Origin of the sequence: Maricaulis maris, from assembly GCF_003634045.1 — a bacterium.
GTDB classification, from domain to species: Bacteria; Pseudomonadota; Alphaproteobacteria; order Caulobacterales; family Maricaulaceae; genus Maricaulis; species Maricaulis maris.
The window spans coordinates 40756-62352 of the sequence record NZ_RBIM01000001.1 but is presented as its reverse complement, the minus strand read 5'-3'; the positions used below and the strand labels follow the sequence as shown (position 1 = coordinate 62352).

Annotated in this window: 15 protein-coding genes; 6 read left to right on the top strand and 9 right to left on the bottom strand. The window is 63.1% G+C overall.

Annotated elements, in window-relative coordinates; translation table 11 throughout:
- Positions 1–29 precede the first annotated feature (29 nt).
- Positions 30–647 (bottom strand): thiamine phosphate synthase, encoded by a 618-nt coding sequence (gene thiE / locus C7435_RS00335; protein ID WP_121209602.1) that lies wholly within the window; start codon positions 645–647, stop codon positions 30–32.
- Between the two features lie 168 nt (positions 648–815).
- Here thiE and C7435_RS00330 point away from each other — a divergent pair, with 168 nt between their 5' ends.
- A complete protein-coding gene (locus C7435_RS00330) occupies positions 816–1280 on the top strand; it encodes a peptidase S1 (RefSeq protein WP_075188513.1) in 465 nt (154 codons plus the stop codon).
- 82 nt (positions 1281–1362) lie between these two features.
- Here C7435_RS00330 and C7435_RS00325 read toward each other — a convergent pair whose 3' ends face one another.
- The 3 genes from C7435_RS00325 to gap all read right to left on the bottom strand — a co-directional run bounded on the left by C7435_RS00325 (position 1363) and on the right by gap (position 4822).
- Positions 1363–2400 carry a class I fructose-bisphosphate aldolase gene (locus C7435_RS00325; protein ID WP_075188512.1) on the bottom strand — a complete coding sequence of 346 codons (1038 nt, stop codon included), beginning with the start codon at positions 2398–2400 and terminating at the stop codon, positions 1363–1365.
- A 176-nt stretch (positions 2401–2576) separates the two neighbouring features.
- The gene (locus tag C7435_RS00320) at positions 2577–3788 is read right to left on the bottom strand and encodes a phosphoglycerate kinase (protein ID WP_121209601.1); all 1212 of its coding nucleotides are present in this window, start codon (positions 3786–3788) and stop codon (positions 2577–2579) included.
- Positions 3789–3811: 23 nt separating this feature from the next.
- Positions 3812–4822 carry a type I glyceraldehyde-3-phosphate dehydrogenase gene (gene gap, locus C7435_RS00315; RefSeq protein WP_121209600.1) on the bottom strand — a complete coding sequence of 337 codons (1011 nt, stop codon included), beginning with the start codon at positions 4820–4822 and terminating at the stop codon, positions 3812–3814.
- Between the two features lie 377 nt (positions 4823–5199).
- Here gap and C7435_RS00310 point away from each other — a divergent pair, with 377 nt between their 5' ends.
- The gene (locus tag C7435_RS00310) at positions 5200–6408 is read left to right on the top strand and encodes an NAD-dependent epimerase/dehydratase family protein (protein WP_075188509.1); all 1209 of its coding nucleotides are present in this window, start codon (positions 5200–5202) and stop codon (positions 6406–6408) included.
- Between the two features lie 541 nt (positions 6409–6949).
- Positions 6950–7258, top strand: coding sequence for a GIY-YIG nuclease family protein (locus C7435_RS00305; protein ID WP_121209599.1), 309 nt, complete (start codon positions 6950–6952; stop codon positions 7256–7258).
- Between the two features lie 203 nt (positions 7259–7461).
- Here the strand turns inward: C7435_RS00305 and C7435_RS00300 are convergent, their stop codons facing one another.
- A complete protein-coding gene (locus tag C7435_RS00300) occupies positions 7462–7866 on the bottom strand; it encodes a hypothetical protein (RefSeq protein WP_121209598.1) in 405 nt (134 codons plus the stop codon).
- 20 nt (positions 7867–7886) lie between these two features.
- Entirely contained in the window at positions 7887–9056 is a 1170-nt protein-coding gene (gene argE, locus C7435_RS00295) for an acetylornithine deacetylase (RefSeq protein ID WP_075188506.1), read from the bottom strand.
- Between the two features lie 128 nt (positions 9057–9184).
- Here argE and C7435_RS00290 point away from each other — a divergent pair, with 128 nt between their 5' ends.
- Positions 9185–10687 (top strand): TadE/TadG family type IV pilus assembly protein, encoded by a 1503-nt coding sequence (locus C7435_RS00290; protein ID WP_121209597.1) that lies wholly within the window; start codon positions 9185–9187, stop codon positions 10685–10687.
- Between the two features lie 93 nt (positions 10688–10780).
- A complete protein-coding gene (locus C7435_RS00285; RefSeq protein WP_075188504.1) occupies positions 10781–12340 on the top strand; it encodes a vWA domain-containing protein in 1560 nt (519 codons plus the stop codon).
- 43 nt (positions 12341–12383) lie between these two features.
- On the opposite strand, the gene C7435_RS17225 is transcribed toward C7435_RS00285, so the two are convergent.
- From C7435_RS17225 to C7435_RS00270, 3 genes are all read right to left on the bottom strand, one after another.
- Complete coding sequence (locus C7435_RS17225) at positions 12384–13088, bottom strand: FKBP-type peptidyl-prolyl cis-trans isomerase (protein WP_233350635.1); 705 nt, start codon at positions 13086–13088, stop codon at positions 12384–12386.
- 24 nt (positions 13089–13112) lie between these two features.
- A complete protein-coding gene (locus C7435_RS00275; RefSeq protein ID WP_121209596.1) occupies positions 13113–15977 on the bottom strand; it encodes a M16 family metallopeptidase in 2865 nt (954 codons plus the stop codon).
- 85 nt (positions 15978–16062) lie between these two features.
- Positions 16063–17922, bottom strand: a complete 1860-nt coding sequence (locus tag C7435_RS00270; protein ID WP_121209595.1) for an ABC transporter ATP-binding protein — start codon at positions 17920–17922, stop codon at positions 16063–16065.
- Positions 17923–18162: 240 nt separating this feature from the next.
- On the opposite strand from C7435_RS00270, the gene C7435_RS00265 reads away from it, so the two are divergent.
- Complete coding sequence (locus tag C7435_RS00265) at positions 18163–21597, top strand: PAS domain-containing protein (RefSeq protein WP_147422583.1); 3435 nt, start codon at positions 18163–18165, stop codon at positions 21595–21597.

Sequence of the window (21597 nt, the reverse complement as noted above, 5' to 3'; positions counted from 1 at the left end):
TAATCCGGCGGCCGGCCGCGATCATCCCGTCAGGCCTCGCCGGTCAGCGCCGCAAAGGCCCTGACGGCCGCCGCCGGCCCGTCCGGGTGCGCCCAGATGCCGGCCGAGACGGCGAGGAAGTCGGCGCCGGCCGCTATCAGCGGCGCGGCGTTGTCGGCGGTGATGCCGCCAATGGCGACACAGGGCAGCTCAAACAATTCCACCCACCAGGTCAGGATGTCCGGCGTCGCGACATGGTCGGTTGCCTTGGTCGCGGTCGGATAAAAGGCACCGAACGCGACATAATCCGCCCCTGCCTCACCCGCGACCATCGCCAGGTGACGGCTGGCATGGCAGGTCACGCCCACGCTCCGCTCCTTGCCCATGATCGCGCGCGCATCCTTCACCCGGCCATCGGACTGACCGATATGGACACCGTCGCAGCCGAGTTGGTCGGCCAGTTCGGGACTGTCATTGAGGATGGCAGCAACGCCGCGCGTCTGGGCCGCCCGAATGAGATCCGGCGCGAGACGGCGGATATCCGCCTCGTCATGATCCTTGAGACGTATCTGCAGGGCCGACACCGGACCGGCATCCAGGGCGGTTTCCAGCCTTGCAAGGAAGTGCGCATCAATGCGCGGCGGGGTGATCAGGTAAAGTTCGCTCATGCGACGCCTTTTGGCAGGCCTGCGCGACCGGCACAATGGCGCCGCGACAATCGGAGATGAACATCACCCAATCGGGTCATTCATCTTCCTTTCATCCAGTTTATACAAGGGTGACGCGCAACACGGGTAGGCGTGATGTCTGCGTGTCTTAAAAAGGGGATTTTTCACATGTCTTTCAAAACCATTCTCGCCGCCGGCATCGCTGCCGCGTCCTTCGCCGGCCTGGCCGCTGCCCAGGACTGGTCGCAGCCGCCGACCTTCGGCTCGGTGTCGTTGAACTCGGGCTTCACCCCGGATCCGTACACCACGTCGATCACCGCGGGCGGCACCATCCAGGCGTCCAACCTGTCCTCCTCCTGCGCCGGCATGATCGCCAACGCTCCGGACTTCCGCCTGAACTTCAATGCCGGCTCGCTGCCGCTCTACATCAGCGCCTATTCCAACGCCGACACCACGCTCGTGGTCAACGCACCGGACGGTTCCTGGTATTGCAATGACGACAGCAACGGCCTGAACCCGTCGCTCGCCTGGGGCAGCCCGATGTCCGGCCAGTACGACATCTGGATCGGCACCTACGGCACCAATTCCGACCTCGCTTCCTCGACGCTCCACATCTCCGAGCTCGGCGGCTAAGCCAACCGGATATCCGGAACGGAAAACCCCCAGCCAGACGGCCGGGGGTTTTTTGTTGTGCGTCGGTCTGGGAGGTCGTGACCTAAGCCGTCTCTTTTTCCATCTCCGGCTTGTACTCGCCCAGCGAGGCGAGGCCGTTCATGCGGGCGCGATGGTTGAAGGCGGCCTGGGCAGCCGCGTAATTTTCCGCCTTGCCGGCCCAGGCTTTCAGCGGGGCGGCCTGCAGGGCGCGGCCGTAGGAGAAGGTCATCGGCCAGGGCAGGTCATAGGCCTCATTCATGATCGAGAGATGATCGGTGGCTTCCTCGTCGGACTGACCGCCGGACAGGAAGGCGATGCCGGGCACCGCCGCCGGCACGCAATTGGCCAGGCACTGGACCGTCATGTCGGCGACTTCCTCGCGGCTGGCGCGATCATCATTGGTGGTACCGGAGATGACCATGTTCGGCTTCAGGATCGTGCCTTCCAGCACGACGCCCTGATCGAACAGCTCGCGGTAAAGCGTCTTCAGCGCAAACTCGGTGACTTCATAGCAGCGCTCGATCGAGTGATCGCCATCCATGATGACTTCCGGCTCGACGATCGGGACGATATTGGCTTCCTGGCACAGGGCGGCATAGCGGGCCAGGGCGTGCATGTTGGTGTTGATGCAATACTGGCTCGGCACGCTGTCATCGCTGCCACCGCCGATATTGACCACGGCGCGCCATTTGGCGAAGCGGGCGCCCAGCTCGTAATAATCAGCCAGGCGATCGCGCAGACCGTCGAGGCCCTCGGTGATGGTTTCGCCCTCGGCACCGGCCAGCGGCTTGGCACCCATATCGACCTTGATGCCCGGGATCGAGCCGGCATCGGTGATCAGCTTGGTCAGAGCGGTGCCGTCCTTGGCGCTCTGGCGGATGGTTTCATCATAGAGGATGACGCCGGAAATGTGCTTGCTCATGGCCGGCTCGGTGCGGAACAGCATGTCACGCCAGTCGCGGCGATTGTCCGGCGTGTTGTCCAGACCGATCGAGGCAAAGCGCTTGCCGATCGTGCCGGTCGACTCGTCAGCGGCCAGAATACCCTTGCCCGGGGCCACCATGGCGCAGGCGATTTCGTTGAGTTGATCGAGATCCATCAGGATACCCCCAGCTGTTCAAGCATATTGCGGCAGGCGCCCGCCTGCCCGTTCCAACGCCGCCCTTTTAGCGCGGGACGGCGTGAATTCCCACCGGTCAGGCGCGGATTTTCGCGCCGCGCCCGACTTTTCATGTTACCGATACCATCCGATATGCGGCAAGTCATCCCGCCGCGTCACGCGACCAGTTCTGGCGTCCCCATGACGGCGGCCACACCCGGCAGCGTCTTGCCTTCCATCCACTCCAGGAAAGCACCCCCGGCGGTCGAGATGAAGGTGAAATCACCGGCGACACCAGCCTGGTTCATGGCGGCGACCGTGTCGCCACCGCCGGCCACGGCAATCAGCTCGCCTTCGACGGCGGCGCGGGCGGCGTGGCGGGCTGCCTCGACCGTCGCGGTATCAAAAGGCGGCGTCTCGAAGGCGCCGAGTGGTCCGTTCCAGATCAGCGTTGCCGACTTGTCGATCGCCTGGCCGAGCGCGACCACGGTGGCCGGACCGCAATCGAGGATCATCTCGTCGTCAGCAACATCGGTGACGGCGGCCAAGCGGGTCTCCGGATTGGGTTTGAATTCCTTTGCCAGCACCACATCGCTCGGCAGCATCAGCTTGCAGCCGCTTTCCTCGGCCGCCGCCAGGATGGCGCGGGCGGTGTCGACGAGGTCCTTCTCGCACAGGCTGGCACCGATCTTGATGCCCTGAGCGTGCAGCAGGGTGTTGGCCATCCCACCACCGACGAAGAGCGTGTCGACCTTCTTCACCAGGTTTTGCAGCAGGTCGATCTTGGTCGAGACCTTGGCGCCGCCCACCAGGGCGATGACCGGACGTTTCGGGCTTTCCAGCGCCGCGACCAGATGGTCGATCTCACGCTGCAGGGCCAGACCGGCATAGGACGGCAGGTGATGGGTTACGCCTTCTGTCGACGCATGGGCGCGGTGCGCGGCGGAGAAGGCGTCATTGACGTAAATGTCACCGAGTGCGGCAAGCGCCTTGGCAAAACCGGCCTCATTTTTCTCTTCGCCCGGCTCATAGCGCGTATTCTGCAACAACAGGACATCGCCATCGGACAGGCCGGCGACAGCCGCGGCGGCATCGTCACCCGCGACATCGTCCACAAAGCTGAGCTCGACACCCATCAGATCCGCCAGCGGCTGGCAGACCGGCTCCAGCGACATCTCCGCAACGCGCTGTCCCTTGGGACGACCGAAATGGGCCATCAGGATCACTTTCGCGCCGCGCTCGACAAGATGGTCAATCGTCGGCAGGGCCGATTCCAGACGCGTCGCGTCACTGACCTGCCCGTCCTTCATCGGCACGTTGAAATCAACCCGGACAAGCACGCGCTTGCCCTGGACATCGGCATCCTGGATGCGGCGGATCGTGGTCATGACGGAGCCTCTTGGCGCTCGAACTACAGGAATTTGCCCATGGCGACGGTGGTGTCGACCATGCGGCAAGCAAAGCCCCACTCATTGTCATACCAGGTCATGACCCGGGCCAGGCGCTCGTCGATGACCTTGATCTTGTCGAGGGCCACGATCGAGGAACGGCTGTCGTGATTATAATCGATCGAGACCAGCGGCAGGCTGTCATAACCCAGCACGCCCTTCATCGGACCGTCAGCGGCGGCCTTGACGGCTTCAGCCAGCTCTTGCGCTGTCGTGGCGCGGCCCGGCGTGAAGACGAGATCGATCAGCGACACATTCGGGGTCGGCACGCGCACGGCGGCGCCATCGAGCTTGCCGACCAGTTCCGGCAGGACCAGGCCGACAGCCTTGGCGGCCCCGGTCGAGGTCGGGACCATCGACATGGCGGCGGCGCGGGCGCGGTGCAAATCCTTGTGATTGCGGTCCAGCGTCGGCTGGTCGCCGGTATAGGCGTGGATGGTGGTCATGTGGCCACGCTCGATGCCGACGGCGTCATTTAGCACCTTGGCGACCGGGGCCAGGCCATTGGTCGTGCATGAGGCGTTGGAGACGATGATGTCGTCGGCGGTCAGCTGGTCGTGATTGACGCCATAGACGATGGTCTTGTCGGCATTCTTGGCCGGAGCCGAGCACAGGACGCGTTTGGCGCCTGCCTCGATATGGGCCATCGCGGCCTCTTTCGAGTTGAAGGCCCCGGTGCATTCCATGACGATATCGACGCCCATATCACCCCAGGGCAGCTCGGCCGGATTGCGGTTGGAGACTTTCTGGATCTTGCCGAAACCGGCATCGATCCAGTCATCACCGACCTTGATCTCGCCGGGATAGCGGCCGTGGACACTGTCATAGGTCAGGAGGTGGGCATTGGTTTCGGGGGTGGAACTGTCATTGATCGCGACAATCTCGACCTCGTCCCAGCGCTTGTTCTCCAGAACCGCGCGCAACGCCAGACGGCCAATACGACCAAAACCGGTAATCGCAACCCGAAGGGCCATGCTCATCTCTCCTTGTCAGATCGACCGGACGCAGGGCTCGTCCGGAAGAAGTTGGCGCGGATTTAGCGGCCTTTGAGGCCCTAGTCCACCGATGCGGTGCCGCAAAACAGCAAGGGACGGAATTTTTTACAAATCACGACTGCGCCGCCCATTTCATCGCTTTTTTAAGTCAACACGCAAGCATCATGCCGAAAATGCCGCATTCTCGCACCAACCATTGATGATAACGCTACCGCTTGCACCAAGCAGCTCGCGCCGGTCGAGCCAAGCTTGCCCGCATGACGCGATCAGCTGGACAGCAGACCACCCCTTGCCATGCCAGCCCCTCACTGCGAGAACAAAAAACCTAGGGATTTAACGTCAAGGGCAGACGTCGCATGAAAGTAATCGTTCTGGGCGGAGACGGCTTCTGCGGATGGCCGACCGCACTCCACCTTTCCAATCTCGGCCATGACGTCGTCATCGTCGACAATCTCTCGCGCCGCAAGATCGATATCGAGCTGGAAGTCGAAAGCCTGACACCGATCCGTCCGATGTCGGAACGCCTGGCCGCGTGGAAAGAGGTGTCGGGGCGCGACATCGGCTTCGTGAACATGAATGTCGGCAAGGACTATCAGGAACTCGTCGATCTGATCGAGGCCGAACAGCCCGACACGATCATCCATTTCGCGGAACAGCGGGCGGCCCCCTATTCGATGAAATCGGCCCGCCACAAGCGCTATACGGTCGACAATAATCTCAACGCCACCAATGACGTACTCGCTGCGATCGTCGAGACCGGCCGCGACATCCACCTCGTCCACCTCGGCACGATGGGCGTCTATGGCTATGGCACGGCCGGGATGAAGATTCCCGAGGGCTATCTGAAGGTGAAGATCGAGACCGATGAGGGCCTGAAGGATCAGGAAATCCTCTATCCGGCCAATCCGGGTTCGATCTATCACATGACCAAGACCCAGGATCAGCTCTTCTTCCATTTCTACAACAAGAACGACAAGGTGAAGATCACCGATCTCCACCAGGGCATTGTCTGGGGCACCCAGACCGAAGAGACCAAGCGCGATGAGCGCCTGATCAACCGCTTCGACTATGACGGCGATTACGGAACGGTGCTCAACCGCTTCCTGATGCAGGCGGCGGTGAACTATCCGATGACCGTGCACGGTACGGGCGGCCAGACGCGCGCCTTCATCCATATCCAGGACACGGTGCGCTGCATCCAGCTGGCGGTCGAGAACCCGCCCAAGCCGGGCGACAAGGTCCATATCCTCAACCAGATGACCGAGACCCACCGGGTCCGCGACCTGGCCAAGATGATCTGCGACCTGGCCGGCGCCGAGATGCAGCTCGTCCCCAATCCGCGCAATGAGGCGGACGAAAACGACCTGCATGTCGAGAACAACACCTTCCTCCAGCTGGGCCTGAACCCGACCACGCTCGCCGACGGGCTGATGGAAGAAGTCACCGACATCGCCCGCAAATATGCGGACCGCTGCGACAACTCGAAAATCCCCTGCATTTCCTATTGGGGCAAGGGGCGTGAGGACGCGGCCATCGCCAAGCCGGCGGAGACGGCGGCGGAGTAGGCGAGTCTGACGCCACGATCAAAGGGCGCCCGCTGCGGCGCCCTTTTTTTTGTGCGCGCGCGACCCTCTACCGTCATCCTGACGAAAGTCAGGACCCAGACCGGCGCGATTCCATCAAACGGTCCGCCATCTGCCCGAGACATAAATCCGCCTTCACGCCGGCGAACACCACCACCTGGCCCCACCGCCCCACTGGGTCCTGACGTGCGTCAGGATGACGGTGTTTGCTGAGCCATAATGTTGTGAAGGCGTGACATCGGTCACAGCCTGCCGCCACCGCCAGCCGTCATCCTGACGAAAGTCAGGACCCAGACCGGCACGATTCCATCAAACGGTCCGCCATCTACCCGAGACATAAATCCGCCTTCACGCCGGCGAACACCACCACCTGGCGGCACCGCCCCACTGGGTCCTGACGTGCGTCAGGATGACGGTGATTTGTGAGCCATAATGTTGTGAAGGCGTGACATCGGTCACAGTTTGCCGACACCACCAGCCGTCATCCTGACGAAAGTCAGGACCCAGACCGGCTGAGGCTTGGATGGCGAAACACCCCTGTGTCTACATACTGGCGAGCCAGCGAAACGGAACGCTTTACATCGGTGTCACCGGCAATATCGCCATGCGGGTGATGCTGCATCGCGACGGCAAGGGTTCTGCCTTCACGCGCAAATATGGGGTCCACCGACTGGTCTGGTACGAGTTTCACGAAGATTTCGGCTTCGCCATTGAGCGTGAAAAGCGCCTGAAAAACTGGCGGCGGTCTTGGAAGCTCGAATTGATCGAAGCCACCAATCCGGACTGGGATGATCTCTACGACACCATCCAGATGTGGGCACCGATGGATTGAGATTGCCGCCCTTTTGATCCCGAGCCTTCCCACACACCGCCATTCCGTCAAAATCCGGACGCCAGGCCAACCGCCCCACTGGGTCCTGACGTGCGTCAGGATGACGGTTGTGGAATGGCCCCCGAGAAACATGCGCCCCCCGAATTGGGTCGGGCTCTAGTACGAAAACGGCGCCTCACGGGGCCCGGATTTTCGGGCTCGGCCTAACGGGCCTGTACCACCGACTGCAGCAGCCAAGCCAACGCTTCCGGTTCGGTGTCGAAGACCGCGAAAGCGTGATGCTCGTCCTTGTGGGGCAATTGCTCCCAGACCTGGATGATCGGCGAGTTCCAGCGCGCCGGGATGACCCAGGCTTCTCGCGTTCCCCGGCCGCGGATATCACGGGTCGCATCCATATAGGGCATGGCGACCTTGAGATATTTCTGCAGGGTCAGGGCGCTCAGATCGGCATCAATATCGAGATGCGTCAGGATACGGCGCGAGTCGGCCCATTGCGGCTCACCGATTATCTCCCGATCCGACTTCAGGATCTCTTCCATATCGACCCGGCCTTCGAACCGGATCCGGAAGGCATTGATCTCCGTGTCAAAGGTGTAACGGTAACTCATGGCTGTCCCCGGCCGCGATGTCAGGCCTCCATTTTCCGCACCATTTTCTCAAGAAATTCACAACAGGCGGCCAGCTGATCGATCGCCACGAACTCGTCCGGCTGATGTGCCTGGTTGATCGAACCGGGGCCGCAGACAACGACGGAAAGACCCGCCGCCTGGAACTGGCCGGCCTCGGTGCCGTAGGAGACCACGCGGGTGGAATTGTCGCCGGTGAGCTGGCGGGCAAGGCGCTCGGCAGCCCCGTCATTTTCCGGCGCGAAGGCGGGCACGTCGGAACGCACCGTGATCTCGATCGCGGCGTCCGGTGCGGATTGTCTCATCGCCGCCTCGATCCCGGCCGCCCGCTCCCGCAGACCGTCGGCAATTGCGTGCGGGTCGTCCCACGGGCAGGGCCGCATCAGCGTGCCGAACTCACACTCGAGCGCCAGGATATTGAGTGCCGTTCCGCCCTTGATCTCGCCAATGGTCAGCGTGCCATGGGGCGGGTTGAACGGGCTGTCGGCCGGGGCCGACGCCTCCATTTTTCCAGCCTCATCGACCAGGTACTGCATCAGCGGCACCGCATGGGTGATGGCACAGGCGCCATCGCGGACCAGTGAGGAATGGGCTTCGCGGCCACGCACTGTCACGGTCAGCGAGAACAGGCCCTTATGGGCGGTGACGACTTGCATGTCGGTAGGCTCGCCCACCACGACCATGGCGGGTTTGACCGGGCCCTCCATGATCCGGTCGATCAGCGCCGGCGCACCGAGACACCCGACCTCCTCGTCAAAGGAAAGCGCGATATGGATCGGCGTCTTGAGGCTTGCCGCGGCGATTTTCGGGGCCAGCGCCAAAATGCAGGCGGAGAAGCCCTTCATGTCGCAGGTGCCGCGACCATAGAGCCGGCCATCACCCTTGTCGGTCAGCACCCAGGGATCGGACGTCCAGGGCTGGCCATCGACCGGCACCACATCGGTATGACCGGACAGGACGACACCGCCATCGACCGCCGGCCCGAAACGGGCATGCAGGTTGGCCTTGGTGCCGTCTTCATTGGGGATGCGCTCGCAGACCGCGCCGAGGGCCAGGAGCTTGGCCTCGACATGGTCGATCAGCGGCAGGTTGGAATTGCGCGAGGTGGTGTCGAAAGCGACGAGATCGCGCAGTTCGGCGATGGCGGTATCGAGATGGGCAGAAGCGGGCATGGGAACAATCTGATCCGTATTTGGCTGACAGTGTTATGAGGTTTTTTACAGCGTTATCAAACACCGCTCCGCTTGTCCGGCCTGCTGGTTCACCCTGTCCCTTGCTCACAATGGGACCAGACCGCGACATGTTGCGACACTTCTTCAGACGCCTCGGCGACTTCCCGCGCAATCGCCGCGGCAATATCGCGATACTATTCTCGCTCCTGCTGGTCCCGATCACCGTCCTGTCCGGCGGGGCGGTGGACATCAACCAGGCGCTCAATGCCCGCGCCCGCCTGTCACGCGCGCTCGACGCGGCGGCGCTGGCGGTCGGCGTGCGCACTTCGATCAGCGAGAATGAAGCGACCGCCCTGGCCCTCGATTTCGTCGATGCGAATTATCCCGACCGCGAGATCGGCGCGATCCAGAACCTCACCGTCCATCTCGACCAGGACAATGACCGCGTCACCGTGCGCGCCGAAAGCCGGGTCGAGACGATCATTCTCGGCCTGATCGGCATTGAACACATCACCGTGCACTGGGAGAGCGAGGTGCAACGCGCCCGGTCTTCGCTGGAACTGGTGATGGTGCTCGACAATACCGGCTCGATGGGCGGCTCGAAAATCTCCAGCCTGCGCTCGGCCGGCCTGCTCCTGACCGACATCCTGTTTGACGGCGCCGATGCCGACCGGCTGAAGATCGGACTGGTCCCCTTCTCGGCGACGGTGAATGTCGGCACCCAATATGACCGCGCCTGGTGGCTGGATCCGGACGCGCAGTCACCCCTGCATTCGGAGAATTTCGACCCGTCGGCCAATCGCTGGGACCTCTATGACAGTATACAGAACCGCGCGTGGGAAGGCTGTGTCGAGGCACGCGCCATCCCGCATGATGTCGAGGACACATTGCCCACAACGTCCGACCCGCAGACGCTCTTCCTCCCCTATTTTGCCCCGGACGAGTCCAATTACGCCAATAATGCCAGCTATTCGAACTCCTATCTCAATGACGGGATGGGTGGCTCGAATGAGCGGGCGCGGATGCGCAACACGCCAAAATACACCAACGCCTCGATCAATTCGTCGAGCCGCGGCCCGCAATGGGGCTGCACCGCACGCCCGATCACGCCACTGACCAATCAACGCTCGACCATCGACGACGCGATCGAGGACATGATCGCCAACGGCACGACCAATATCCCGATCGGGGTCAGCTGGGGCGTGCGGGTCCTGTCGCCCGGCATGCCGTTCACCGAGGGCGTCGGCTTCGACGAGGACGACACGATCAAGGCGATGGTGGTGCTGACCGATGGCGAGAATTATCTCGATGGCCGGAACAATCCGAACTATTCGAACTATTCCGGCTATGGCTTCATGCGCGACGGACGGCTGGGCATCCAGTCGCGCTCGGACAATACGATCCGCAACGCGCTGGACGACCGCACCGAAGCGGCCTGCGAATACGCCAAATCACTCGGCATCCGCGTCTATACGATCACCTTCCAGGTCTCGTCGAGTTCGACCCGCGACATGATGCGCGACTGCGCCACCCACCCCAGCCTGTATTATGACAGCCCGTCCGACACCGCCCTGCGCTCGGCCTTCGAGATGATCGCCGGCGATCTCACCAATCTGCGCCTGTCGAGATAGGTCCGGGATTAACCACTGAATAACCGTGCCTTATAACGCCCCCTTAATCCCGATCCGATAAGATTTTAGCGAATTCTGTATTGGATCCCTGCGATGCCTTTCCAAGGCCTGTTCAACCATTGCTCCCGCTTCTGCCGCGAAACGCGCGGCAATGTCGCGACGATTTTTGCGCTGTCCCTGGTCCCGGTTGCCCTGCTGTCGGGCGGCGCGGTTGATCTCAGCCAGTCGATGAATGCCCGCTCGCGCCTCGCCCAGGCGCTCGATGCGGCGGCACTTGCTGTCGGGGTCAACACCTCGCTGTCGAATGCCCAGGCAACGCAGATCGCCAATGATTTCATCGCCGCCAATTATCCCGGCCGCGAGCTTGGCGTGGTCCAGAACATCAATGTCAGTGTCGATGATGTCACCGACACGGTCACCGTGACGGGCGAGGCCCGGGTCCAGACCACCATGCTCGGCATGGCGGGGATCGATTACATCACTGTGCACTGGGAGAGCGAAGTCCAGCGCGCCCGCCAGCGCCTTGAACTGGTCATGGTGCTCGACAATACGGGCTCGATGGGCGGCTCCAAGATCCGCAATCTTCGCGACAGCGCCGAGCTTCTCACCGAAATCCTGTTTGACGCCGCCGATGAGCCCGAGGACGTCAAGATCGGCCTCGTCCCCTTTGCGGCGACGGTGAATGTCGGCACGAATTACGAGCGCGCCTGGTGGCTCGACCCGCTGGCGGCCTCGCCGCTCCACGCCGAATGGGCCGGCGGCAGCACCGTCGAGGTCGAGACCTGCACCGGTCGGGGCCGACGGCGGCGATGCACCACCGAAGAAGTCCTGATCAATCATTGGGACTTGTTTGACGATCTGCGGAACACCGAATGGGAGGGCTGCGTCGAAGCGCGCGCCATCCCGATGGACATTGACGACACCCCGCCATCGGTCGGCAATCCGGAAACGCTCTTTGTGCCCTTCTTCGCCCCCGACGAGCCGGACAATGACCGGGACTACAGCAATGACTATTTGGACGATGGCATTACATCCAGCCTGTTGGGTCGCCTGATCAACCTGCTGAAGTATGACAATGGCCGCCCCAGCGGTGGCGGTCCGAACAGCGCCTGCACGACCACACCGATCACGCCCCTGACCTCGAACCGCTCCCGCCTGCTGAACGCCATCGACGACATGGAGGCGAACGGCACCACCAATATCCCGCAAGGCGTGGGCTGGGGCATTCGTGTCCTGTCACCGCAGGAACCCTTCACCGAGGGCACTGCCTATGATGATCGCGAAATCATCAAGGCGATGGTGATCCTGACCGACGGCGACAATGTCATGACCGGCCGGTCAACCGATCTGCGGTCGGACTACTCGGCCTATGGCTTCTCGGCGCATGGCCGGCTCGGCACGACCTCGTCGAGCAGCAGCACGTTGGGCAACCGCCTCGATGACCGTCTGGAGGACGCCTGTGATTATGCCAAGGCCCAGGGCATCCGCGTCTACACGATAACCTTCCAGGTCAATTCCAGCTCGACCCGTGACCTGATGCGCGGCTGTGCCAGCAATCCGAGCCTGTATTTCGACTCGCCCTCATCGGAGGCGCTGGAAGATGCCTTCGAAATGATTGCCGGTGACCTGACAAACCTGCGCCTGTCGCGGTAGGCGACAGGCGGCAGGCCGTTTCAGTCAAATTCCGGACGCCGGATCAGCCCGGCAGGTCGAGCAATTCCAGCTCGAAGACCAGCGCCATGTTGGGGCCGATCGGGCCGCCCGGCGTACCGCGCATGCCATAGGCCAGGTCGGGATGGATGAAGAGTTCCCAGCGCTCGCCGACCCGCATCAGCGGCAGGGCTTCGACCCAGCCGGCGATCAGGCGGTCGGACGGGAAGGTGGCGGGCTCGCCGCGCGTCCACGAGCTGTCGAACTCTTCGCCATTGAGCAATTGCCCGCGATAATTGACGGTCACCATGTCGCCGCGCATCGGGCTGGCGCCGTCGTCGGAGGCGGTACGGATGCGGAAAGCCAGTCCCGACGGCAGCTGGAACACACACGGTTCGCTGACGATATTGCCGAGATAGTCTTCGGCCAGGGCGCCATTGGCGGCCGGATCGGTTGCATCTTCGGGCAGATCGGCAAGCGGAATGGTGACGCCGTCATCGACCGGACACGCACGGGCAGAATCGACAACCAGTTGGCGGGCGATCAGCTGGTCCAGATTGGGCACAACCCGTTCGGCCAGTGCGAGGCGGGCGCGCAGCGCGGCTTCATCGCCGGTCGCAATCGTGTCGGCATTGGTGGATTGAGTGGTCATGGTCTCGCTTGAATTGGCATTGGAAGACGACGCGGCCGGGTCGGAACAGGCCGACAGCGCCAGGGCGCAGCAGGTCGCGGCAAGGGCAAAACGGGTCATGAAATCTGTCCTGTCAGCTGGATGTTATTCGGCGTCGCGCGGCAGGATGGTGACACGCCAGCTGCGCTCGGGCGAGAGGTAGGTGGCAGCCAGCTCGACAAGTTGAGCCTGCGTCACGGCCTCATAGTCGGTTCGGATCGTGCGAATCCGGTCAAGGCGCTCGGGATGGGTCCAGGACTGGGACAGCCAGCTCATCCAGGCGGCATTGTTTTCCATCGCATTCTCGATCTGCTCGAGCATCGGGCGGCGCGCCCGCAGGACTTCGTCCTCGCTGATCGCACCGGAGGCGAGGTCCGCCGCCAACTCATTGATCGCGGCATAGGTCTGGTCGACGGTCTCGATGCGGACATCGGCACCGACATAGAGATAGCCATAGTCGGGATAGACATCCGACTCCGACGCCGCGTTGGAGGCCGAATAGGTCAGTCCTTCGCGTTCGCGCAGGCGTTCGGTCAGCTTGAGATCAAACACCGCATTGAGCAGGGCCATGGCGCGGGTCCGGGCCGGATCACTGTCGTCAAAGGTCGGCCAGTAGACATTGGCGCGGGCCTGATCGGCCGGACCGTTATGGTGCAACACGACCGGGTCGGCGACGGCATCCGGGAAGACGATGGTGCGGGCCTCGTCATAATCGGGCCAGCTGCCGGCCCGGGCCGGCAAGGCGCCCAGCGTCGGGGCGAGCGCCTCGATGAGCGCCGCCTCGGAGACATCACCCACAATGGTCACTTCGATCGGCGCCTGCTCCAGGGCCGGCGACAGGAAGGCCTCGATCGCCGCCATGTCGACACCGGCGACCTGTTCCGGATCGGGCAGGCCGTAGCGTTCATCACCGGAGCGAATCAGACGCGACACTTCCGCCGACATCACGCCGCCCGGCGTGGAATAGGAATTGCGGCGGATTTCCGGAATCACGGCACGGAACTGGTCCAGCCCTTCCTGACGCCAACCCGGATCAGTGATGAAGGCCGTCAGCAGGTCCATCTGGATGCGCAGATCCCCCGGCGTGGTCGCCGTGTTGAAGCTGAAACTGTCATCCCCGACATTGAAACTGTAGCCGATATTTCGACCGGCCAGCACGCGGCCGAGATCGTCGGCGGAATGCGCGCCCAGACCGGACGCGGTGAAGACGGAGCCGGCAATGATATCAACCGCCGGCATCGCCCGCGGCTCTAGCTCGCCGCGACCGAAATCGAGACGGACCCGCACGGTGCGGTCTTCGAAATCGGTCGGCTTGAAGGTCACCGCAACGCCGTTTTCAAACTGCAGGCGGACCAGCCCAAGATCGGCGATTTCCTCGCGCGAGGCGATGACGCCGGCGGCGCCGAAATCGGTATAGGCAAAGCTCAGTGCGCCGTGATCTTCCGGTGCCTCGACGGGTTCGGCGGCACTGGCCTGCCAGGTTTCGATCAGACGGGATTGGGCATCCTCCATCTCGATCGAGGTGGCGAGGAAAAGCAGCGGCTCGACACCGTCCCATCGGGTCCGGAAAGTGGCACTGACCGCCTCCGGCGTTACCTGCGGCAAGCTTGCCTCAAACCGCTCGAGCATGGATTGCGGCGTGGTCAACACCTGATCGGAACGCCAGCTCGACCAGATCTGGTCGGACAGGTTGGCGGTCTGCCGCGTCCCGGCCTGCTCAGCCGCATCGCGCAGGCCGGTGTGCATGTTCGCGATCTGCTCGTCCAGCTCGGCCTGCGTGAAGCCATGCTCCAGCGCCCGACGCAATTCCTGCTCGACGGTGGTGACCCCCTCTTCCCAGCGATCCGGCCGCACAATGGCCAGTACGGAGGCGCGATCGGCAACGCCGAAATCCGTGCCGCGATTGGCCGCTGCCTGGATCAGGGGTGAGTTGCCGGAACTGGTCAGGGTCGCGAAACGACGCCCCAGAATGGCATCGCCGATATTGGCCAGATTATTGTCGAAGCGGGTGGCCGCACTGTCCAGCACCGGCTGGTGCGGCCGCACGGCGTCGACGGTGAAGATGGTGTAGAGTTCGGGATCATGGAAATAGCCGGCCGAAATCGGGCGGTCGGCGCTCACCGAACCGATATCGGGATCAGCCCGCGGATCCTCGATCCCGGCCCAGTCGGCAAAGCCGGCTTCGATCCGGGCAACCACCGCCTCCGGGTCGATATCGCCAACCACGACCACCATGCCCCGCTCGGGCGTGTAGAAATTCTCGTAATAATCGACGAAACGCTCGCGCTGTGCCGTCTCAACCACTTCGGTCGTTCCGATGGCATCGCGGTCGGGAACCAGCGTGTCGGGCAGGCGGAAGCGCCACAGCGCGTTGTTCCAGCGCCGGATCGGCGTGTTGCGGACACGCTCCTCGGACAGGACAACGCCGCGCTCGCGGTCAATCGCGTCCGGATCGAGCAGCAATTCACTCGCCGTCTGACGCATCAGGAAGAGCGCGGTGTCCAGCGCGTCTTCGCCGGCATCGGGCAGGTCGAGCTGATAACCGACGGTCTCATAGCCGGTGAAGGCATTGGTATCGGGGCCGAACTGCAGACCATGGCGCTCCAGCAGCGGCACCATCTCGCCCTCGGGCACCTCGGTCGAGCCGTTGAAAGCCATGTGTTCGATGAAGTGTGCCAGACCGCGCTGGTCATCGGCCTCGCCGAGCGAGCCCATATTGAAGACCATGCGGACCGAGGCGACATTGGGCGGCGTCTGGTTGGCCCGGACCGCATAACGCAGGCCATTGTCGAGCTGGCCGTAAATGATGTCCGGGTCGGCCGGAAGATCGGTGACGTCGTGCACGAAGGCATAGTCGGTGGGAAGGTCGACAGCACCGACCGGATCCTCCCGGGCCGGCTGACAGGCAGCCAGTCCGAACGTCAGCGCCAGCGCCGCAATGCCCAGTCTCCAACCACGTCCAACCGTCATCACATCTCTCCCAAGGCTCTGTGTTCGATCCGGAACCTAGTGGCCACGGAGCGGCTGTCGAGTGAATTAGCGGCAAGCCGGCCGATCAGCCCGAGACGCGCTCGAAAGGATCATGCTCGGCGACCCAGTGACCATCGGCAATTTCAACCAATTGCGGGCGATACTGCTCGGCGTCCGGATCGTCCACCAACCGCGATTTCATGAAGCGCAGCTGGGCCCGCGTGTCCATCGGCGACGGCAATTCGCCGTCCAGTTTGACGCGAACCCGCGCCTTCTCGACGACAGGGTCCGGAACCGGCACGGCCGAGATCAGCGCCTGGGTGTAGGGGTGGCGGGCGTCTTCATAGATCTGGTCACGATCAGCCAGTTCAACGACCCGGCCGAGATAGAGCACCATCACCCGGTGCGAGATCTCGCGCACCACCGAAAGGTCGTGCGAGATGAAGATCATCGACAGGTCCATCTCCTGCTGCAGCTTGATCAGAAGCTCGACAATCTGGGCCTGGATCGACACGTCAAGCGCCGACACGGCCTCGTCGCAGATCACCAGCTTGGGACGCAGGATCATGGCGCGGGCAATGCCGACCCGCTGGTTCTGGCCGCCGGACAGCTCGTGCGGATAGCGGTTGATCATGTTCGGGTCGAGACCGACCTTCTCCATCATCTCCTTGACCATCACCTCGCGTTCCTTGCGCCGCATCGACTTGCGGAAGGTCAGCATCGGCTCCTCGATCGAGGCACCGATCGTCATCCGCGGATCGAGCGAGGCGAGCGGGTCCTGGAAAACGATCTGGAAATCCTCGCGGGATTTGCGCAGCGCGTCGCGCTTGAGACCGAGCAGATCGCGGCCGATCCACGACACGGTCCCTTCCTGGGCGGGAACCAGGCGCAGCACGGCGCGGGCCAGGGTCGACTTGCCGCACCCGGATTCGCCGACAACACCCAGCGTTTCACCGGGCTGGAGATCAAAGCTGATCCCGTCGACCGCACGCAGCGTCTTGTAGGTCGGGCGAAGTCCGCCGGAGACCTGGATCGGGAATTGGACCTTCACATTGTCGACCGACAGCAGCGGATCGGCATCGGCATCGCCGGCAACCGGTTTCAACGCCGTGTGGCCCGGCCGGTCAGGACGGTCCAGGCGTGGCATCGCGTCGAGCAGCATGCGGGTATAGTCGTGTTGCGGATTGGCGAAGATATCCTCGATCTTGCCGCCTTCGACATAGACGCCATGCTTCATCACCTGGGCACGATCGGCCATGCGGGCGACGACCCCCATGTCGTGGGTGATCAGGGCCAGGGCGGCGCCGGTCTCACGCTTCAGCTCATCCATGATATCGAGCACTTCGGCCTGAACAGTCACATCAAGCGCCGTGGTCGGCTCGTCGCAGATCAGCAGGTCCGGCTCGCACAGCATCGACATGGCGATCATGACACGCTGGCGCATGCCGCCGGACAGCTCGTGCGGATATTGCGCGAGGCGGCGCTTGGCTTCGGGAATACGAACCCGGTTGAGCCATTCCAAAGTCCGCGCCTCGGCCGCCTTGCCGCGCATTTTCATGTGAATGCCCAGAACTTCCTGCATCTGGTCGCCGACCGTCATGTGCGGCGTCAGCGAGGTCAGCGGGTCCTGGAAAATCATCGTCATCGAGCGGCCGCGAACGCGATTGAGTTTGCTGGCCGACAGGCCGAGAATCTCGGCATCACGGTATTTGATCGAGCCGGTCGCCTTGCCGTTGGAGGCCAGAAGCCCCATCGCGGCCAGGAAAGTCTGGCTCTTGCCGGAACCCGACTCGCCGACCACCGCGAGGCATTCGCCGGCATTGATTTCCAGGGAAACGCCCTGGACGGCCTCGACCACCCCGTCCGGGGTCTGGAAATCGACATTGAGATCGGACACCCGAAGGATCGGCGCCGAACCGGACGTGTGCTCTTGCGTCTTGGGCACAATAATACTCCCCAAATACTCGGTGACGGAGGAGCATATCGACACAATGGCGCAAGGCCAGCCTCGTTCTCATGCCCAACTGCCCGTGACGTGCAATGTCTTTGCGTGGCGGCCCGCCTGCGCAAATGCTAAGTTTCCGCCAAATCAGTCCTTTTCAATCCGCACCGGACGCGCGCAAACTGCCGGACCGGCGTCGGGGATGTTGTGACCGATGACACGCAGCGTGGGAGCAGCGCCACCATGACCGCAAGGTCGTCCGACATGCAACGCGCCCTGTTCGCCAGTTCACCACTGGCCATCCTGGAACTGGACGCTCGCGGCGCCATTTCCGCCGTCAATGCCGCGGCCTCCGACCTGCTCGGCTATGACCGGGCCGACCTGTCGGGCAAGCGGGCACAGATCGTCTTTGCCGATGCCCGCACCTATGACCGGCTTGAAAACGAGCATTTCAACATTCCCGACGGCATGACCGAGGGCCGGTTCACGGCACGATACCGCACCCGAAACAGCCGCGTATTCGATGGCGAGACCGTGGCGGTGCGGGCTGCCGGCCAAGGGGCTTACGGCACGGGCACTCTGCTCTTCATCCGCGACGTCACGGCCGAATTGTCACTGAAAGCCAAGCTCGAAGCGAGCGACATCCAGCTGCGCGCGGCGCTCGCTTCGGCGAATGAGGGCGCGTTTTCGCTCAACCTGGTCACCCGGCTCGGCTCGACGCGCGGCTTCATCAATGAATTCCTCGGCATCATCAGCGCCGACGCCACGATCTCGCTTGAACGTTGGCTCGAGATCACGGCGCCGGAGGATCGCGAGCGGCTGTCGCATGCGATCGAGACACTGCGCACCCACCCGACCCAGTCACTCGATATTGTCTTCAAGGCCCAGCGCGCCGACGGCGAATGGCGCTGGCTGCACATGCGCGGCAAGGTCACCGAATTCACCCGCGAAGGTCATGCCCTCCGGATCTCCGGCGTGGTCGCAGACACGACCGAGCGACAGGCGTTGGAGGACAAGCTCGCGGCGCGTGAGCGGCAATTGGCGGACGCCATCGAGTCGGGCTCGAGCGGCGTTTGGGAGATGGACCCGGTCAATCGCCGCGTCACGCCAATCGGTCCGATCCGGGCGATGTTGGGCCTGGATGACGAGCCACAGGAAATCGACTCAAAAACCTGGCTCGACAGCATTCACAAGGATGACCGGGCCGAGATGACGCGCCAGGTCCAAGGTCTTGCCGATGGCAGTCGTGACATGCTGGAGGCAGAGTATCGACTGTGGGATGCCCGCACCGACAGCTGGACCTGGCTGCGATCCCGCGGCAGCGTCAAGGCCGACAGCGGGAACCGGGTTGCCGCCGGCGTCCTGGTCGACATCACCGAGCGCAAACTGCTGGAACGCAAGCTGGTCGAGACCGAACGCCTGATGCGCGAAGGCCTCGAAGGCGCCAATGACGGCGCCTGGAGCCTCGACATTGAACGCGGGCAGCTGCGCATTTCCGGCCTGCTGTCCCGCCTGCTCGAGCGGGAGGACGGCAGCACGGTCTCACTCGACGACTGGTTCGCCCTCCTGCCCACCGATGCCGAGCCGATCGCCCGCGGCCGTTTCGGTCGCTTCACCGGACAAACACGCGACGAACCGAGCGCCGGCGCCAGTCACAGCCTTGGTCGGTTCCGCGTCATCGGCCCGGACAGTTCGGAAGTCTGGTTGCAGTCACGCGGCCGGATCGTCGAATGGACGTCGGATGGCCGCGCCGCGCGTGCTGCCGGCATCGTCAGCAATATCACCGAGGAACGCCGGCTCGAACGCGCCCTCGCCGAGAGCGACCGGCGCTTGCGCGAAGCCCTTGTGGCGGCCGGTGAAGGCGCCTGGCGGATGAATCTGAAGACCCGGGTCGCCGAAGTCAGTGCCATCATCGCCGCCATGATGGGTCTGCCAGCAGGCGATGCCCGCGTCACCTATGACGATTGGGAAGAACGCATCCACCGCGACGATCTTGATCTCGCCCGCGACGCTTTCAGGGCCCTGCGAACCGGCGAGCGCGACTCGATCGATATCGTCCTGCGCTATCAATCCGAGGCCGCCGGCTGGATCCGCATCCATAATCGTGGCCGCATCTCCGAGCGCGACAAGGACGGTCTGCCCTCGGTGGCGACCGGATTCGTTGCCGATATCTCCGAACGCCTGTCGACGCAGGAAGCACTGGCGGATCGTGAACAACAACTCTTCCAGGCGGTCACGGCGGCGGCCCTGGGGACCTGGCGCATCGACCTTGTCGCTCGCACGATCAATCTGCGCGGCACCATTGTTGCTGAACTGTTCGGCACCGATGAAGCCCGCACGATATCGCTGACGGAATGGCGCGAACGCATCCACCCGGCCGACATGGCGGGTGTCGATGCGGCGATTGCCCATATTCTCGCGACCGACAATGTGCAGGCCGACGACCAATATCGTCTGCGCGACTGGAATGGCGATTATGTCTGGCACCGCTCGACCGGCCGCATCGTCGAGCGGGCCGGTGACGGCAAGGCCATCGCCGCGTCCGGGGTGCTGTGGAATATCGATGCCACCCGGCGCCTGGAAACCATGATGAGCGAGGAGCGTGCCCGCTTCGAACGCATCTACCGCGCCACGCCGGCCATGATGCACACCATCGACAATGACGGGTTCATCGTCGAGGTCAGCGATTTCTGGCTGACCCATCTCGGTTACAAACGAGCTGAGGTGATCGGTCGCAAATCAGTGGACTTCCTCGACCCGGAATCGCGCAAACGTGCCGTCGAGGTGGAGCTGCCGAAACTGTTCCGCGTCGGCGAGAACATCAACACACCCTATCGCTTCATCCGCAAGACGGGCGAGCCGATCGATGTCCTGTTGTCGTCCTTCCTGGAGCGGGATTCCGAAGGCAAGCCGCTGCGCAGCTATGCCATTCTCACCGACGTGTCGGAGCTGCGCGCCATCAATGAACAGCTGGAACGCACCAATCGCGAGCTCGACCGTTTCGCCACGGTCGCCTCGCACGATCTGCAGGAGCCGCTGCGCAAGGTCGCAGCCTTCTCCTCGCTGGTGAAGCGGCGCTATTCCGACAAGCTGGATGAAGATGGCGTGCGCAGTCTCGACTTCCTCGCCGATGCCGCCCAGCGCATGCAGCGTCTGATCAACGAGCTCCTGTCCTACTCCAAACTGTCGAGCCAGCCCCTGAACCTCGCCACCGTCGATACCGGTGCGCTGGTCAATGAAATTACCGACCAGCTGGAAACTGCGATCACCGAGAACAAGGCCCGGATCACGGCCCGGGAGCTGCCGGTGATCGAGTCCGACCGCGTGCTGCTGACCCAGATCCTTCAAAACCTGATCTCGAACGCCGTCAAATATCGCGGCGACGCGGATCCGGAGATTTCGCTGTCAGCCCGCGAAACCGAAACCGGTTGGTGCTTCACCGTCGCCGACAACGGTATCGGGCTGGACATGCGTTTTGCCGAAAAGATTTTCGCGCCCTTCCAGCGCCTGCACACGCGCGAACAGTATGAAGGCACCGGCATCGGCCTTGCCGTGGTGCGTCAGGCGGTCGAACGCCTCGGCGGGACGATCCGCGTCGAGTCGGAACCGGAGAAGGGCGCCCGCTTCATCTTCGACCTGCCGAACACGCCCCCCAAACCACGCGGCGATACCAGCTGA

Excerpts from the sequence above, each read along its gene's own strand:
- C7435_RS00285 (WP_075188504.1), top strand. The coding sequence starts at position 10,781 with ATGCCTTTCCAAGGCCTGTTCAACCATTGCTCCCGCTTCTGCCGCGAA.
- C7435_RS00320 (WP_121209601.1), bottom strand. The coding sequence starts at position 3,788 with ATGACCACGATCCGCCGCATCCAGGATGCCGATGTCCAGGGCAAGCGC.
- gap (WP_121209600.1), bottom strand. The coding sequence starts at position 4,822 with ATGGCCCTTCGGGTTGCGATTACCGGTTTTGGTCGTATTGGCCGTCTG.
- C7435_RS00300 (WP_121209598.1), bottom strand. The coding sequence starts at position 7,866 with ATGAGTTACCGTTACACCTTTGACACGGAGATCAATGCCTTCCGGATC.
- C7435_RS00325 (WP_075188512.1), bottom strand. The coding sequence starts at position 2,400 with ATGGATCTCGATCAACTCAACGAAATCGCCTGCGCCATGGTGGCCCCG.
- C7435_RS00290 (WP_121209597.1), top strand. The coding sequence starts at position 9,185 with ATGTTGCGACACTTCTTCAGACGCCTCGGCGACTTCCCGCGCAATCGC.
- C7435_RS00265 (WP_147422583.1), top strand. The coding sequence starts at position 18,163 with ATGACCGCAAGGTCGTCCGACATGCAACGCGCCCTGTTCGCCAGTTCA.
- C7435_RS00330 (WP_075188513.1), top strand. The coding sequence starts at position 816 with ATGTCTTTCAAAACCATTCTCGCCGCCGGCATCGCTGCCGCGTCCTTC.
- C7435_RS17225 (WP_233350635.1), bottom strand. The coding sequence starts at position 13,088 with ATGACCCGTTTTGCCCTTGCCGCGACCTGCTGCGCCCTGGCGCTGTCG.
- C7435_RS00310 (WP_075188509.1), top strand. The coding sequence starts at position 5,200 with ATGAAAGTAATCGTTCTGGGCGGAGACGGCTTCTGCGGATGGCCGACC.
- C7435_RS00305 (WP_121209599.1), top strand. The coding sequence starts at position 6,950 with ATGGCGAAACACCCCTGTGTCTACATACTGGCGAGCCAGCGAAACGGA.
- argE (WP_075188506.1), bottom strand. The coding sequence starts at position 9,056 with ATGCCCGCTTCTGCCCATCTCGATACCGCCATCGCCGAACTGCGCGAT.
- C7435_RS00275 (WP_121209596.1), bottom strand. The coding sequence starts at position 15,977 with ATGACGGTTGGACGTGGTTGGAGACTGGGCATTGCGGCGCTGGCGCTG.
- thiE (WP_121209602.1), bottom strand. The coding sequence starts at position 647 with ATGAGCGAACTTTACCTGATCACCCCGCCGCGCATTGATGCGCACTTC.